Source organism: Sphingomonas sp. VDB2 (genome assembly GCF_047946695.1).
GTDB lineage: Bacteria > Pseudomonadota > Alphaproteobacteria > Sphingomonadales > Sphingomonadaceae > Sphingobium > Sphingobium bisphenolicum.
The window spans coordinates 788,416-803,932 of sequence record NZ_CP159616.1 but is presented as its reverse complement, the minus strand read 5'-3'; the positions used below and the strand labels follow the sequence as shown (position 1 = coordinate 803,932).

Here is a 15,517-nt window from a genome sequence, read left to right as displayed (position 1 = left end):
GGCCGGCATGACCAGCACCGCAACCCAGACCCGCACCCGTTCCTTTATCGACCTGCGCGCCTGGGCGGCCGACACCGTCGCCGCCGCGACTTCGGGCGATCCTTTCCTGACCGCGCGTACCGACCTGTCGCTGGCGGAGGGACCGATCAGCGTGGGCCTCATCGCGTTGCCGCAAGGGGCAGGCGAAGTGGCAAAGATGCCGGCCGAAGAATTCATCATCGTCGCGTCGGGCGCGGTGCGCATCGAACAGGGAGACAAGACCATCGCTCTGGCCGAAGGCGACAGCCTCCTCCTACGCGACGGCGCGGCTTGCACCTGGACGGCCGACGCCGAGACGCGCCTGCTGTTCATGCGCCGCACCGGCGGCCCTGCTGGCGACGGCGCGATCATCCCGGTCGATATCGACGCGCCGCTCGAACCGTCGGGCGCGCCGCTCGCCGAACTGCTTGTCGGCCCGACACCGCAGTGCCGCAACCATGGCGACTATAAATCGGAAGACGGCGAATTCATGGTCGGCACCTGGGATTCCACGCCCTATCATCGCCGCGCGATGTTCTACCCTCATTATGAACTCATGTATCTGCTCGACGGCAGCGTGACCTTCGTCGACGAAGACGGCGCGGAAGGCACGTTCGTCAAGGGCGATATCTTTCTGGTGGAACAGGGCGCCAGCTGTAGCTGGAACAGCCAGGTCCATGTGAAGAAGGTCTATTGCATCTACCGCCCGGCCTGAGCAGCCTTAAGCGCCCGCTGTTTCCGCGGAGGCGGGAATACGCGGTGCTATGGCGATCACCCCATCGGATCGAGCGTCCCCAGCACGGCCACAAGCCCGATAATGGCGATGGACGCGCTTGTTTCGATCAGCAGCGACAGCCGCAGATGCGCGATCGCGCGCTGCGGCGTCCCGCTCTCCAGCGCCGGCGTCAGGCGCCAGCGATTGACCGCCGCCAGCCCCAGCATCAGCGCGAACAGCGCCAGCTTCGCGCCCAGCAGCCATCCATAAAGGCTCCCGACCAGATCGGGCAACTGCGCCAGGCCGACGATCATCACGCCATTGATCGTACCGCTCACGACCAAGGTCGCGACGATCAGCGTCCCCATCAGGGCAAAGCGGGACAGCATGGCGGCCACGCGCGCCGTCTCGGCCGTGGTCGGCCGCAGCGTGAAAATGGCGTGCAGCAGCACCGCCAACCCCCCGATCCATCCCGCCGCCGCCCAGATATGCGCCACGTCGGCGACCCGATGGATCGTCCCCGCCATCGCCTCCGTCGCTCCGGCATGCCCGGTCCACGCCAGCGTAGCGGCCGCTACCGCTGCCGGGATCGCGGTCAAACGCGGGCGACTGGCGGCTGCGAACAACAACGCCAGCAGCAACGCGCCACCGCGCACCGCCAGCACCGGCCCGATCGGCGTCATGGTCAGCAATATGACCGCCGTCGGCCAATCGGGGGACAGGATCGACACGCCGGTCATCGCCGCGACGCTGGCGAACAGCCATAGTGCAGACAGCGCCATACCGCCCAGGGCCAACGCCACCAACAGCCCGCCCCGCCCCGCCCTGCCCATGACCCACCAGAAGAGCGGCAGGCCCATGAGCAGGGCAAGGTCGAGCATCAGCGCAAGCCGCGCCCCGATCAAAACCCCCTCGATCATGACGGCTTACTTGACCTTGAAGCTGTAGCCGCCTTCCATCTTATGCTGGTCGGCGCCGACGATATGCCATTTCAGGTCATAGCTGCCGGCGGGCAGCGCGCGGGGGAAGGTCAGGGTCATGGTCTTGCCGTCGACCGCGGTCTTGAAACCCTTGATCGGCATCGCGGGATGGTCGCTCATGCCCGGCATCCCGGTCATCACGAGTTCCGCGCCGCTCATCGGCGCCAGGAAGGTTTCGGAAAAGGTCAGGCTCAACTTGGTCGGCTTGGCCACGGTCGCATTGGCCGCGGGGGTGGACGACACAAGCTTGCTGTGCGCGATCGCAACGCCCGGCAGGGTCAGGGCGAAAGCGGCGGCGGCGGTCAGGAACAGGCGGGTCATATCGGCATCTCCAACAGATGGGTGGGACAGGGGGGTATCAGGGGGATTTACGCATGGACTTGCCGGACCCCTCGCCCCATGCGCATAATTTTTACGCCTCATGCCATGAGGGATGCACGTCCCCCGCGCGTATGCGGGAATGAGGATGGAGATGATGATGACCGATCTGGATCAGTTGCTGGGCACGGTGCGCGCGATGCCGACCGATGCGCGGCTTGCGGACATGGACGCCGCGGTGATGGGCGGGCTTGCCGAACGGCGCGACCGGATGACGGCGCGGCGCAGCCTGGCGCTCGCCGGCCTGCTCGCGATCGGCATCGGCTGGGCCGGCAGCATCCTGCCCGCTGCGCCGGCGCAGGCTGCACCCATGCCGATCGGCATGTCCGATTATGCGCCGTCGCGCCTGCTCGGCCAGTGACCGTCCGCCGCTATGCGCTGGTCGCGCTGGTCGCGTTCGCCGCCGCGCTGGCGGCGGTGCTGGTCGCACGCACCTGGCTCGCACCCACGCCGCGTGTGGAAAGCGAAGTCCACGCCCTGCTGCACCAGCGGATGACGCTCGACGCCGCGCAGGAACAGCGCATTCACGCACTGGAAGCCGCCTTCGCTACCCGGCGCGAAGCGCTGGAGGCGGAAATGCGCGCCGACAATGAACGGCTCGCCGCCGCGATCGAGGGCGAACATGGCTATGGCCCCAAAGTGGCGGAAGCGGTCGACCGCTCGCATCATGTCATGGGGCAACTGCAAAAGGAAACGCTCCAGCACATCTTCGCGATGCGCGGCGTGCTGCGGCCCGATCAGGCGGCGCAATTCGACGCCGCCATCGTCAAGGCGCTGACCCAGCCCGCCCGGTGAGTGCGGCCGACTCCGAACCCGACGACCGGACGCTTGCTACCCGCGCGCTGGCGGGGCATCAGTCCGCCTATGGCGCGTTGATGGCGCGCCACCGCGACGCCGTCTGGCGCCTCGCTCGCGGCCATGTCGGCGATGGCGATGAGGCGCTCGACATCACGCAGGAAACCTTCGTCGCCGCTTTCGCCGCGCTCGCCCGCTATGATGGCGCTCGCCCGTTCCGCGTCTGGATCGCGCGCATCGCGCTCAACAAATGCCGCGACTGGGCGCGTCGCCGAACGGTGCGGCGCTTCTTCGCCTTCGCCAAACCGCTCGACGACGCGCTCGATATCGCCGCGCCCGACGCCACGCCGGAGGAAGCCGCCCATTCCCATCGCGAAGTCGCGCGTATCAACGCTGCCATCGCCGGCCTGCCCGCCAATCTCAGGGACGTCCTCCTCCTCCGCACGATCGAGCAGATGAGCCAGGCGGACGCGGCGCAGGTGCTGGGCGTCACGGAAAAGGCGGTCGAAACCCGCCTCTATCGCGCCCGCGCGAAACTGACCGAAATTTTGAGGGTTTAGCGCCCCGTCCGCGTATGACAGGGCATGACGACATCCATCGCCCTCGATCGCCGCACCCTTTTCAAAAGCGCCGCGGCGCTCAGCCTGGCGGGGGCTTTCCCCGCCTGGGCGCGCAGTGGCACGCCGGGCCTGCATCCCGCGCCCGGCATTTTGTCGGGCGACCGCATCGCGCTCACCGTGGGGGAAAGCCATTTCGGCACCGGCGGCCGCTCCGCCCATGCGATCACCATCAATGGCACCGTCCCCGCGCCGCTGATCCGTCTGAAGGAAGGGCAGCGCGTCCAGCTCGCGGTGACCAACACGCTCAAGGAAGACACGTCGATCCACTGGCACGGCCTGATCGTCCCCTTCCAGATGGACGGCGTTCCCGGCATCAGCTTCCCGGGCATCCGGCCGGGCGAAACCTTCACCTACGATTTCCCCATCCGTCAGTCGGGCACCTATTGGTATCACAGCCATTCGGGGATGCAGGAGGCGATGGGCCATTATGGGCCGATCGTCATCGACCCCGCCGGCCCCGATCCGGTGCAGGCGACGCGTGAACATGTGATCGTGCTGGCCGACTGGTCGCCGGTCCATCCGCATGTCCTGCTCAAACGCCTCAAGCAGATGGGCGGCTATCATAATTTTCAGCGCCAGACCCTCGCCGGTCTGCTCGCGGGCAAGGATCAAAACCTCAAGGACCGGATGGACTGGGGCAAGATGCGTATGGACCCCACCGACATTTCGGATGTCACCGGCTCCACCTACGGCTTCCTCATCAACGGTCACGGCACGCCGGAAAACTGGACCGGCCTGTTCACGCCGGGCGAGCGCGTTCGCCTGCGCATCGTCAACGCGTCTGCCATGACCAATTTCAACGTCCGTCTGCCTGGCCTGCCGATGACCGTGGTCCAGTGCGACGGCCAGCATGTCCAGCCGGTCGAAACCGACGAGTTCCAGATCGGCATCGCCGAAACCTATGACGTCATCGTCCAGCCGACCGAAGCGAAACCCTATGGCCTGATCGCCGAGGCGATCGACCGCTCCGGCCTGGTCCGCGCCACCCTCGCGCCGCAAATGGGCATGGTCGCGCCGATCCCGGACCTGCGCAAACGCCCGCTGCTGACCATGAAGGACATGGGCATGGACATGGCGGGCATGGACATGGGGCAGGGGGGCGTGATCGACCTCAGCCAGCCCGCCAATGACAGCATGTCCGGCCACGCCATGAAGATGCTCGATCCCTCCGTCGCGCCCGATGTGCCGATGGGGCCGGGCGTCGCGACCCTTTCCGCCATGCCCGCCGATCGCACCGCCGATCGGCCCACGGGGCTGGAGGATGTCAACCATCGCGTCCTCACCTATGCGGATCTGCGCGCGCTGGAACCCAATCAGGATGTCCGCACCCCCACCCGCACGCTCGACATCCACCTGACCGCGAACATGGAGCGCTATATGTGGTCCTTCGACGGGGTGAAGCTGTCCGACGGCGCTGAGCCGATCGCCTTCCGCCATAATGAGCGCGTCCGCGTCACCCTCATCAACGATACGATGATGCCGCACCCCATCCATATCCACGGCCATTTCTTCCAACTGCTGACCGGCGACGATCCGCTCCACAACCCGCGCAAGCATACGGTGAACGTCCTGCCCGGCGGCAAGGTCAGCTTCGATCTCACCGCCGATGCGCTGGGCGATTGGGCCTTCCACTGCCACATGCTGATGCACATGCACGCCGGGATGATGCGCGTCGTCACCGTTCGCCACGCGGAGGATGCGGCATGAAGCCCCTGGTCGTCGCCACCTTGCTGATCGCCAGCACCGCTACGCCCGCCTTCGCGCAGGACCATAGCCAGATGGACCATAGCGCGCACCAGATGCCGCAGCCGGAAGACGCACCGGCCGCCGCAGAACCCGCCGATCCGCACGCCGGCCATAGCGCCCCTGCGCCAGCCGAACCATCCAACCCCCATGCCGGCCACGCCATGCCCGCATCCGATGACGCGGTGCCCAAAGGCGTCGCGCCTCCGGTCCCCACCGATCACGCCGCCGATGCCCTCTACGATCCCGCCACCATGGCCCGCGCCCGCGCCGCCATGACGAAGGAAAATGGCGGCATGACTTTCTCCCAGCTCATGATCGACCGCTTCGAATATCGCGCGCAAAAGGGCGGCGATGGCTATGCCTGGGAAGGCGAGGGCTGGATCGGCGGCGACATCGACCGCCTTGCCATCAAGTCGGAAGGGGAGGGTGAAGCCGGCGGCCGCCTGCACCAGGCCGAACTCCAGGCGCTCTATAGCCGTGCGATCGATCCCTGGTGGAATATCGTCGCGGGCGTCCGCCAGGATTTCCGTCCCCAACCCCAGCGCACCTATGCCACCATCGGCATAGAAGGCCTCGCCCCCTATTGGTTCGAAGTCGAAGCGCAGGCCTTCCTCTCCGACAAGGGCGACGCCTATCTGCGGGTAGAGGGCAGCTACGACCAGCGCATCACCCAGCGCCTCGTCCTGCAACCCGCCGCCGAAGTGAATATCGCCGCGCAGGACGTGCCGGAACTCGGCGTCGGATCGGGCTTCTCGACCATCGAACTGGGCCTGCGCCTGCGCTACGAATTCGCCCGCGAATTTGCGCCCTATATCGGCGTCAACTGGGAACGCAGCCTTGGCGACACCGCGCGCTACGCCCGCGCGGCGGGGGAGGGGGCGTCCGCCACCAGCCTGGTGATGGGCATCCGCTTCTGGTTCTAATGCAAGTCATGTCGGCATAAGCTGCCGCATCCCGGCAATAATTTGTCATCAACGCGGCGACCGGCATCCCGCTTCGCGCAATCGCGCCGTACCGCCCGTCTAGTCTCTGCCCGATACCGCAAAACGGATAAGGGTAGATGCTGCGTACCGCCTGTCTGGGCTTGTCCTTCCTGAGCGCGCTGGTGATGGCGTCGCCGGCCGCCGCGCAGGCGGACGATACCAGCGCATGGGCGCTCAGCGGCGGCTTCGATCTCATCGAATTGCGCGCCGGCAAGGGCGACGATGTTTTCCTGTGGGACGGCACTTTCTCCCTCGGCAACGCCACCGACCAGTTGATGCTGGTGACGCAGGGCGGCGGGGCGCTCGGCAACCAGATCGACGAAGTGCAGGCCCGGCTTTTCTACGGCCGCACTATCGGCAATGCGACGCTGCTGGTGGGCGTGCGCAAGGATTTCACCCCCCATCCGCGCGACCTCCACGCCATCATCGGCGTACAGGGTAATGTCGGCACGCGCCTCAGTTGGGAAAGCTACGCCTTCCTGTCGGACAATGGCCGGCTGACCGGCGAGGGGCAGATCGTCTATCAACTGCCGATCACCGACAGCCTCTATCTGGAACCGCGCGTCGGCGTCGGCTGGTCGGCGCAGGGGGTAGCGGTGGATGCCGTGGAATCGGGCTTTACGGAGGGGGAGGGGACGCTGCGCCTGCGCTACCGCCTGACACCCAAGCTCAACATCTATACGGCGGTCGTCCATGAACGACTGCTCGCCGGCACCCGCCGCCTCGCTCGCGCTCAGGGCGATACGCTGCAATCGACCATGGCGGTGATCGGCTTTGGCTTCAGCTTGTAATGTCTACGGATGTTCCCGCCTGCGCGGGGGCACGCAGCGCTCTAGTCACCCAACGCCAAATGCCGCTCCGCCAGCGCGACATGCAGCCTGATACCCAGTTCCAACACGTCGTCATTGAAATCATAATGCGGATTATGCAGCGGTGCGGACCCCTCCACCTTCGCCTGACCAAGCCAGATATAGGCGCCCTTGCACGCCTGGAGCATGAAGGCGAAATCCTCCGAGGTGAAGGCCGGGTCGGGCGCCAGTTGCGCGACGCCCACCGTCGCTGCGGCGTCCAGCGCCTCCTGCGCGGCCTCCGCGTCGTTGATCGTCGCGGGATAGTAGCGCTGGTAATCGACCGTCGCCGTCAGTTCGCCCGCCAGCGCCACCCCCGCCACGATCTGTCGGATCGAATCCTCGATCCGATCCTGGACCGCGGGATCGAATGTGCGGACGGTGCCTGAAACCGTCACCAGTTCGGGGATCACATTATGCGTATGCCCGCCATGGATCTGTGTGATGGACAGCACGGCCGACGCCGTCGGCGCGATCCGGCGGGACACGATGGCGTTCAATTGCTGCACCAATGCTGCTGCAGCAAATATCGCGTCCGGCGTGTCCTGCGGGATCGCGGCATGGCCACCGCGCCCTTCCAGGCGAATCTCGAACTTGTCGGCCGCGCCCATGATCGGGCCGGGCCGCGTTGCGATCGTGCCGGCCGGCAGGTCGGGCCAATTGTGCAGCCCGAACACCCGGTCGCAGGGGAAACGCTCGAACAGCCCTTCATTGACCATCTCCCGCGCGCCGCCCTGGCCTTCCTCGGCCGGCTGGAAGAAGAAATTGACCGTGCCGTCGAAATGGCGGCTCCGCGCCAGATGCTGCGCGGCCCCCAGCAGCATCGCGACATGCCCGTCATGGCCGCAGCCATGGAAGGTGCCGGGCGTCGTGCTGGCATAGGGCAGGTTGGTCTGTTCATGGATCGGCAAAGCGTCCATGTCCGCGCGCAGCCCGATATTGCGCGAAGACGTCCCGTTGCGCAGCACCCCGACCACGCCGGTCCGGCCGATCCCTTCATGCACCTCCAGCCCCAGCGCGCGCAGTTGCTCGGCTATCCGACCCGCGGTGCGATGCTCGCAGAAACCCAGTTCGGGATGGGCGTGAATGTCGCGCCGGAACGCGACGAGCGGTTCGATCAGGTCGGCAATGTCGGTCATGCTTGGAAACTTAGCCCTATCGTTGCTCGCCGAACAGATGCTGGATCGGATAATGATGTTTGATGAAGGGCGACTTGATGACGACATAGCTGAAATATTTCTCGATGCCGTAGTCGCTCTCCAGCATGCCCTCGATGATCGACTGATAATGCGCCACGCCGCGCGTCACGAATTTCAGTAGATAGTCATAGCCGCCGCTGACCAGATGGCATTCGACGATCTCGTCCAGCTTGCGGATGCGCGTCTCGAACCGGGAAAAGTCGCCCGCGCGATGCTCGGTCAGCGTCACTTCGGTAAAGACGGTCAGATATTCGCCCAGCTTGTGTAAATTGATATGCGCACCATAGCCGGTGATATAGCCGGCCTTCTCCAGCCGCTTGACGCGGGTCAGGCAGGGGCTGGGGGACAGGCCGACCGCATCGGCCAGTTCGACATTGGTGATGCGGCCTGATTGCTGAAGCTGCGTGAGGATCTTGAGGTCGATCCTGTCCAGTCTGGGTCCGCCCAACATATGCCTTGCTCCCCGTCTATCTTATCCCAGCGCCGCGCGAATATCCGCCTCTTCGAGCAGATCGTCCAGCGTCTTGGCGATGCGGGCGAATATCTCGTCCATCTCGCCGTCCGACGCGCACAGCGCAGGGGCCAGGCCGATGATATTGTCGGCAAAGGCGCGGAAGATGACGCCATTGTCATAGGCTTTGGCGAACAGCCGGTCGGCCAGTTTCAGGCCGGGATCGAACCGCGCCTTCGTCCCCTTGTCCGCCACCAGTTCGATCGCGCCCAGCAGGCCCCGTCCGCGCGTATCGCCGACCATCGGATGATCGACCAACCCCGCCATGCCCGCGTCGAAGCGCGCGGCGACCCTTTGCCCGTTCGCCAATATGCCGCCATCTGTATAGAGGCGCAGCACTTCCAGCCCCACTGCCGCGCTCACCGGATGACCCGAATAGGTCGCGCCATGGCCGATCGCGAGCTCGGGTGCCGCGCCATTGGCGATGCCCTCATAGACCTTGCCCGACATCAGCAGCGCGCCCATCGGCACATAACCGGCGGTCAGCCCCTTGGCCAAAGTCATCAGGTCCGGCGTCACCCCCTCCGCCTCGCACGCGAACATCGGCCCGGTGCGGCCAAAGCCGGTGATGACCTCGTCCGTGACGAAGAGAATGTCGAGCTGCGTACAGGTCTCGCGCATCGCCTTGAGCCAGCCGACCGGCGGCACGATCACGCCGCCCGATCCCTGGATCGGCTCGCAGAAGAAGGCGGCGACCTTGTCCGCGCCCAGCGCTGCGACCTTGTCCTTCAACTCCTGCACCGACCGCGCGATGATCGCGGCATCGTCGCCTTCCAAGTCGCTGCGATAGGGGTAGGGCGACGCGATATGATGCTGCCAGCGCAGCGGCAGGTCGAACCCGCGGTGGAAATTGGCCAGCGCCGTCAGTCCCGCGCCGGTGCTGCTCGACCCATGATAGCCGCGCTCCAGCGCGATGCACTGCTTCTTCTCCGGCTTGCCGATCGCGTTGTAATAATGGGTGATATAACGGATCGCGCTATCCACCGCGTCCGACCCGCCCAGCGTGAAATAGACATGGTCCAGGCCCTCGGGACTGAGGTCCACCAGCTTTTGCGCCAGCCGCACCGCCGGCTCGCTGCCGAAATGGAAATAGCCCGTCGCATAGGGCAGCCGCCGCATCTGCTCGGCCGCCACCTCGGCGATGCTGTCCTGGCCATAGCCAACATTGACGCACCACAGGCCGGCAAAGGCGTCGAGTAGCTCCTTGCCGTCCATATCCTTCAGCCACATCCCCTTGCCGCTTTCCAGCAGCAGCGCGCCATGCGCTTCATGCCCGCGGAAGGAAGTGACCGGATGGATCAGATGGTCGCGGTCGATGTCCAGAAGGGACCGATTGGAATGCAGCGTCATCTTAGGGGCTCGCCATTGTGGTTCTGAAGTTCAGCCTATCCTTATGCGGCAGGGCGAAAGCCCGATATGGGGCGAATAGGCACCCTCGCCCGCTTTAAACGGGAACCGACGCAGCATATTCTGCCGCGTCCGTTCGCAGCGGTCAGGCCAGCGCGTCGGCGACAGCCCTGCCGCACTGCTCGGTATTCGCCTTGCCCTTCAGGTCGCCGGTGCGCAGGCCCGGCTCGGCCAGCACCGTCTCGACTGCGCGCATGATCGCGGCGGCGGCGTCCGCCTCGCCCAGATGCTCCAGCATCATCGCCGCCGACCAGATTTGCCCGACCGGATTGGCGATCCCCTTGCCGGCGATGTCGGGCGCGGAGCCGTGGACCGGTTCGAACAGCGAGGGCGCGGTGCGGTCCGGATTGATATTGCCCGACGGCGCCACCCCGATCGTGCCGGTGCAGGCCGGGCCAAGGTCGGACAAGATGTCGCCGAACAGGTTGGACGCCACCACCACGTCGAAGCGGTCCGGGTTCAGCACGAACTGCGCGGTCAAAATATCGATATGATATTTGTCATGGGTGACGGTCGGATAGTGTTTCGCCATCTCCTCCACCCGCTCGTCCCACCAGGGCATGGTGATGGCGATGCCGTTGGACTTGGTCGCCGACGTGACATGCTTGCGATCCCGCGTCGCCGCCAGTTCGAAGGCGTAGCGCAGCACCCGGTCGGTGCCGTGCCGGGTCATCACCGTCTCCTGGATCACGATCTCCCGGTCGGTGCCGGGAAACATCTTGCCGCCGACCGAGCTATATTCGCCCTCGGTATTTTCGCGCACGACCCAGAAATCGATGTCGCCCGGCTCGCGCCCCACCAGCGGGCAGGGGACGCCTGGCATCAGCCGAACGGGGCGCAAATTGACATATTGATCATATTCGCGCCGGAACTGGAGCAGCGATCCCCAGAGCGAGACATGATCCGGCACCGTATCGGGCCAGCCGACCGCGCCGAAGAAGATCGCGTCGGGATTGCCGATCTGCGCCTTCCAGTCGTCGGGCATCATCTGGCCGTGCTTGGCATAATAGTCGCAGCAGGCGAAATCCTGCCATTTCTGTTCGATCGAAAAGCCATAGAGGCTTGCCGCACGTTCCAGCACGCGGATGCCCTCGGGCATGACTTCCTTGCCGATCCCGTCGCCGGGAATGACGGAGATGGCATAGTTGCGATTGATGGCGGACATAATCACTCCGTTCGCCCTGTTCAAACGAGCCACTTGTCCCGTTTGAATGTCGAAGGGCGCTTTGTATGATGAATTGGGCGGGGCTTAGAGTTTAAGCCCCGCAATATGGAACGCCTTGGTTTCCAGATATTCCTCGATCCCCGCATGCGCGCCTTCGCGGCCCAGGCCCGACATCTTGACCCCGCCGAACGGCGCGACCTCCATGGCGATTGCCCCGCTGTTGAGCGCGACCATCCCGGCCTCCAGCCGCTCCGCCACGCGGAAGGCGCGATGCAGATTTTCGGTGTAGAAATAGGCGGCCAGGCCATAGCTGGTGGCGTTGGCCAGCTCGATCCCTTCCTCCTCATGGGTGAAGCGGAACAGCGGTGCGACCGGCCCGAACGTCTCTTCCTGCGCCAGCCGCATGTCCCGCGTCGCCCCGGTCAGGATGACCGGCGTCGCAAACCGGGCACCCGTCGCATCATTGGCCGCCCGCGCGAACAAAGTCGCACCATGCGACAACGCATCCTCGACATGCGCCTGCACCTTCTCGACGGCGGCGACGTTGATCAGCGGGCCGATCGTGCTGCCTGCCATGTCGCCCGGCGCGACCTTCAGCGCGGACACCGCCCTGGCCAGCTTCTCGGCGAACTGGTCGTAGACCCCGTCCTGCACCAATATGCGGTTCGCGCATACGCAGGTCTGGCCTGCATTGCGGAATTTGCTGACCATCGCACTGGCGACGGCGATGTCCACATCGGCATCGTCGAACACGATCAACGGGGCATTGCCACCCAGCTCGAAGCTCACCCGCTTGATCGTGTCGGCGCATTGCCGCATCAGCAGCGACCCCACCCGCGTCGATCCGGTGAAGGACAATTTGCGCACCACCGGACTGGCGGTCAGCGCCCCGCCGATCGCCGTCGGCAGGCCGGTGACGATATTGAACACACCCGCCGGGATGCCGGCTTCCTCCGCCAGCTTCGCCAGCGCCAGCGCGGTGAAGGGGGTCAGCTCCGATGGCTTGACCACCACCGGGCAACCGGTCGCCAAAGCCGGCGCGCATTTGCGGGTAATCATCGCGGCGGGAAAATTCCACGGCGTGATCGCCGCCGATACCCCCACCGGCTCTTTCATGACCAATATGCGGCGATTGGCCTCCGGCGCGGGCACGATGCCGCCATCGACGCGGCGGCCTTCTTCCGCGAACCATTTGATGAAGCTGGCGGCATAGCGAATCTCGCCCTCGGCCTCCGCGATCGGCTTGCCCTGTTCGGCCGTCATGATCCGGCCGAGGTCGGTGACATTGGCCAGCACCAGCGCGTGCCACCGCTCCAGCATAGCGGCGCGATCGCCTGCCGTCCGCGCCTTCCATGCCGGGAAAGCCGCCTCGGCCGCGGCGATGGCGGCCAGCGTATCGGCCTCGCTACAATCAGGCACGGCGCCGATGATCGCGCCGGTCGCGGGATTGTCGACCGGCAGGGTCGCGCCGGACGTCGCGCCGACCCATGCCCCGCCGATGAAGGCGCGTTCGATGAAAAGGGCGGGATTGTCGAGGGTAAGGGTCATCCGAGCGCCTGCGTGGTGAGAGAGAAGGTCGTGACCGAAGGATCGATCGCCGGTTGCGGGCCGCGCACCATGCGCACCACCCGGCCGACGCAGGGCAGGCCCAGCTCGTCGAGCCAGCCGCCAAGCCCGCTTTCTTCCGGCACGTCCAGCCGGCAGAACATGCCCGCATTCGATCCCAGCCAGTGCGAGATCAGCGCCTTCGCCCCGCCGCTATCGGGCGCGACGGTCGGCCCGACGACATAGCCCCGGCCGAAGCGCCGGAACAGGGCGAAGCCCACCGGCTCGTTGCAGCGGGTGAGCACCACGCCCTGCGCGCCGGGCACCAGCGCATCGAGCAACGCGTCGCGGTCCATGCCGGTCGCGCGGCGCGCCAGGTCGTGCAGCGTCGCCATATCCTTGGCGCCCAGCGGGCGCACCCGCTCGTCGGGGATCAGTTCGGCCATCGGCACGGCAAAGGCGGCGCCCTGATGCTGGAACACCGGGCCGATGGTTGCGAACCCCAGCTTGCGATAAAGCGGCGCGCCTTCGTCGGTGGCGTTGAGCAGCACCGTGCGCGTGCCCAGATCGCCCAGCACCGCTTCCATCAACCGGCGGCCCAGCCCCATGCCCTGCGCCTGCGGGGACACGATCACCATGCCCAGCGTCGCGGCATCCTCGCCATAGAGCCAGGCCATGGCGGTGCCGATCACTTCCCGTTGACCCTCTGCGCCATCGCGCTCGACGACATAACCGAAACCCAGGCCGAACAGCATCTCCCAATCCTCGATGCGGTGGGGCCATTTCTGTTCGCTCGATAGGGTATGGGCGGCGGCCAGATCCTCGACGGTCATCCGCCGCAGGTCCACCATCGCCTCTATGCCTGTCGCCATGCGTCTTGCTCCTTGGCGGGAAAGGAACGCCCGCCTGCCTCTGTTCGGAATCAATGGCCGGACATTAAGCGCGCGCTTCAAGCATTGGCTGCCGCCTTCGCGCTGATTTTGGAAGATTATCGCGCACATTTTCCCGCGCAACTGCAACAAATGCCGTCACGCCCGCCTATTTTACCAGAATGTCCGTATGAAGGAGATTATGCCGTGGCCGGTTTCAACCCCGATCAGATCAGCCTGCCCCATGCGCATAATTTCATCGGCGGGCGTCGGGTTGCAGGTCACGGGCCGGCCCTCATCGTGCGGCGACCGTCCGACGGCCGGATACAGGCCGAATTGGACAGCGTCGATGCGGACCAACTGGTCGAAGCGGTCGACAGCGCGCAGCGCGCCTACAAGACCAGCGGCTGGGCGCAGACCGATCCGCGCGGCCGGATGAAGGTGATGCGTCGCTGGGCCGACCTGATCGAGGCCGATGCCGCGACGCTCGCCCCGCTCGAAGCCTTGGGGTCCACCCGGATGCTCAAGGAAATCACCGCCTGGGATTTGAGCTACACCGCCGAAACCATCCGCTTCTTCGCCGAATGGGCGGACAAGGTCGGCGGCGAAGTCGCGTCCACCACGCCCGACAAGCTGGGCCTCACCATCACCGAACCCTATGGCGTCGTCGCCGCGATCGCGCCGTGGAACCTTCCGCTGGTGATGGCGGCGTGGAAGATCGCGCCTGCCATCGCTGCGGGCAACAGCATCGTCCTCAAGCCGTCGGAAATGACGCCCTTCAGCATCGTGCGCCTCGCCGAACTGGCGATCGAGGCGGGGCTGCCCGCGGGCATCTTCAACATCGTGCAGGGCGACGGCCGCTCGGTTGGCGATCCATTGGTGCGCCGCCCCGAAGTGGCGAAGGTCACCTTCACCGGCTCCACCCGCACCGGCGCCGCCATCATGGCCGCCTGCGCGGAAACCGGGCCGAAGCCGGTGACGCTGGAACTGGGCGGCAAAAGCCCGCAGATCATCTTCGCCGACGCAGAATTGGACAAGGCGTCAGCCATCGTCGCCCGCGCCATCACCCTCAATGCGGGTCAGGTCTGCGTCGCCGGATCGCGCCTGCTGGTGCAGGACAAGGTCGCGGACCAGGTGATCGATCGCCTCGTCGCCGCCTTCGCCGCGCACCGGGCCGGCCCGACCTGGGCCGCCGACAGCACGCTGGGGCCGATCATATCCGAAGGCCAGCTCGACCGCATGGCCGCTATCGTCGGCCGCGCTGTCGCGGCAGGGGCGGAAGCGCTCACCGGCGGCGGCCGTGCAGCCGCGCCGGAGGAGGGCAGCTATTTCGCGCCGACCCTGCTCGCCAATGTCGACCAGAAGAGCGAGGTCGTGCAGGGCGAAATCTTCGGCCCGGTCCTCACCGTCCAGACCTTCGCGGACGAAGAGGAAGCCTATGCGCTGGCAAACGACAGCGACTATGGCCTGGCCGCCGGCGTCCATACCGGCGACATTGGCCGCGCCCTGCGCGCCACCCGTTCGCTGGAAGCCGGCACCATCTGGGTCAACCGCTACGGTCGCAGCAACGACTTCATCCTGCCCACCGGCGGCTACAAGCAATCGGGCATCGGCAAGGATCTCGGCCGCGAAGCCTATATGGTGAACCTCAAGACCAAGGTCGCGCTGATCGAATTCTGATATTGGGCGGGCCGGCTCCATGTGTTACAATGCACTGCATATGCAACACATGGAGCCG

Annotated in this window: 16 protein-coding genes; 8 read left to right on the top strand and 8 right to left on the bottom strand. The window is 65.8% G+C overall.

The window, feature by feature from the left end:
• Positions 1-7: 7 nt before the first annotated feature.
• Positions 8-733, top strand: a complete 726-nt coding sequence (locus tag ABT375_RS22110) for a cupin domain-containing protein (protein WP_416465333.1) — start codon at positions 8-10, stop codon at positions 731-733.
• Between the two features lie 56 nt (positions 734-789).
• Here ABT375_RS22110 and copD read toward each other — a convergent pair whose 3' ends face one another.
• Together copD and copC are read right to left on the bottom strand one after the other, a co-directional pair.
• Entirely contained in the window at positions 790-1,653 is an 864-nt protein-coding gene (gene copD, locus ABT375_RS22105) for a copper homeostasis membrane protein CopD (protein WP_416465331.1), read from the bottom strand.
• Positions 1,654-1,659: 6 nt separating this feature from the next.
• Positions 1,660-2,034, bottom strand: a complete 375-nt coding sequence (gene copC, locus ABT375_RS22100) for a copper homeostasis periplasmic binding protein CopC (RefSeq protein WP_224550898.1) — start codon at positions 2,032-2,034, stop codon at positions 1,660-1,662.
• Positions 2,035-2,185: 151 nt separating this feature from the next.
• Here copC and ABT375_RS22095 point away from each other — a divergent pair, with 151 nt between their 5' ends.
• From ABT375_RS22095 to ABT375_RS22070, 6 genes are all read left to right on the top strand, one after another.
• Entirely contained in the window at positions 2,186-2,452 is a 267-nt protein-coding gene (locus ABT375_RS22095; RefSeq protein ID WP_416465329.1) for a hypothetical protein, read from the top strand.
• Positions 2,449-2,886, top strand: coding sequence for a periplasmic heavy metal sensor (locus ABT375_RS22090; RefSeq protein ID WP_416465327.1), 438 nt, complete (start codon positions 2,449-2,451; stop codon positions 2,884-2,886). The genes ABT375_RS22095 and ABT375_RS22090 overlap by 4 nt, the downstream gene beginning before the upstream one ends.
• A complete protein-coding gene (locus tag ABT375_RS22085) occupies positions 2,883-3,446 on the top strand; it encodes an RNA polymerase sigma factor (protein WP_261937040.1) in 564 nt (187 codons plus the stop codon). Before ABT375_RS22090 ends, ABT375_RS22085 begins: the two co-directional genes overlap by 4 nt.
• A gap of 24 nt (positions 3,447-3,470) precedes the next feature.
• Complete coding sequence (locus ABT375_RS22080) at positions 3,471-5,213, top strand: copper resistance system multicopper oxidase (RefSeq protein WP_416465325.1); 1,743 nt, start codon at positions 3,471-3,473, stop codon at positions 5,211-5,213.
• Positions 5,210-6,175, top strand: a complete 966-nt coding sequence (locus tag ABT375_RS22075) for a copper resistance protein B (RefSeq protein WP_416465323.1) — start codon at positions 5,210-5,212, stop codon at positions 6,173-6,175. Before ABT375_RS22080 ends, ABT375_RS22075 begins: the two co-directional genes overlap by 4 nt.
• Before the next feature lie 137 nt (positions 6,176-6,312).
• A complete protein-coding gene (locus ABT375_RS22070; RefSeq protein ID WP_416465321.1) occupies positions 6,313-7,026 on the top strand; it encodes a copper resistance protein B in 714 nt (237 codons plus the stop codon).
• Positions 7,027-7,067: 41 nt separating this feature from the next.
• Here ABT375_RS22070 and ABT375_RS22065 read toward each other — a convergent pair whose 3' ends face one another.
• The 6 genes from ABT375_RS22065 to ABT375_RS22040 form a co-directional block, all read right to left on the bottom strand.
• On the bottom strand, positions 7,068-8,222 hold the full coding sequence (locus ABT375_RS22065; RefSeq protein ID WP_224550892.1) for a M20 aminoacylase family protein: 1,155 nt from the start codon (positions 8,220-8,222) through the stop codon (positions 7,068-7,070).
• 16 nt (positions 8,223-8,238) lie between these two features.
• Positions 8,239-8,733 (bottom strand): Lrp/AsnC family transcriptional regulator, encoded by a 495-nt coding sequence (locus tag ABT375_RS22060; RefSeq protein WP_066855158.1) that lies wholly within the window; start codon positions 8,731-8,733, stop codon positions 8,239-8,241.
• 21 nt (positions 8,734-8,754) lie between these two features.
• On the bottom strand, positions 8,755-10,143 hold the full coding sequence (locus ABT375_RS22055; RefSeq protein WP_416465318.1) for an aminotransferase class III-fold pyridoxal phosphate-dependent enzyme: 1,389 nt from the start codon (positions 10,141-10,143) through the stop codon (positions 8,755-8,757).
• Between the two features lie 142 nt (positions 10,144-10,285).
• Positions 10,286-11,365: a tartrate dehydrogenase gene (locus ABT375_RS22050; RefSeq protein ID WP_416465316.1), complete on the bottom strand. Its 1,080-nt coding sequence runs from the start codon at positions 11,363-11,365 to the stop codon at positions 10,286-10,288.
• Positions 11,366-11,449: 84 nt separating this feature from the next.
• Positions 11,450-12,913, bottom strand: a complete 1,464-nt coding sequence (locus ABT375_RS22045) for an NAD-dependent succinate-semialdehyde dehydrogenase (RefSeq protein ID WP_416465314.1) — start codon at positions 12,911-12,913, stop codon at positions 11,450-11,452.
• Positions 12,910-13,782: a GNAT family N-acetyltransferase gene (locus ABT375_RS22040; RefSeq protein WP_416465312.1), complete on the bottom strand. Its 873-nt coding sequence runs from the start codon at positions 13,780-13,782 to the stop codon at positions 12,910-12,912. The genes ABT375_RS22045 and ABT375_RS22040 overlap by 4 nt, the downstream gene beginning before the upstream one ends.
• Before the next feature lie 204 nt (positions 13,783-13,986).
• On the opposite strand from ABT375_RS22040, the gene ABT375_RS22035 reads away from it, so the two are divergent.
• A complete protein-coding gene (locus ABT375_RS22035) occupies positions 13,987-15,459 on the top strand; it encodes an aldehyde dehydrogenase family protein (RefSeq protein WP_416465310.1) in 1,473 nt (490 codons plus the stop codon).
• Positions 15,460-15,517 lie beyond the last annotated feature (58 nt).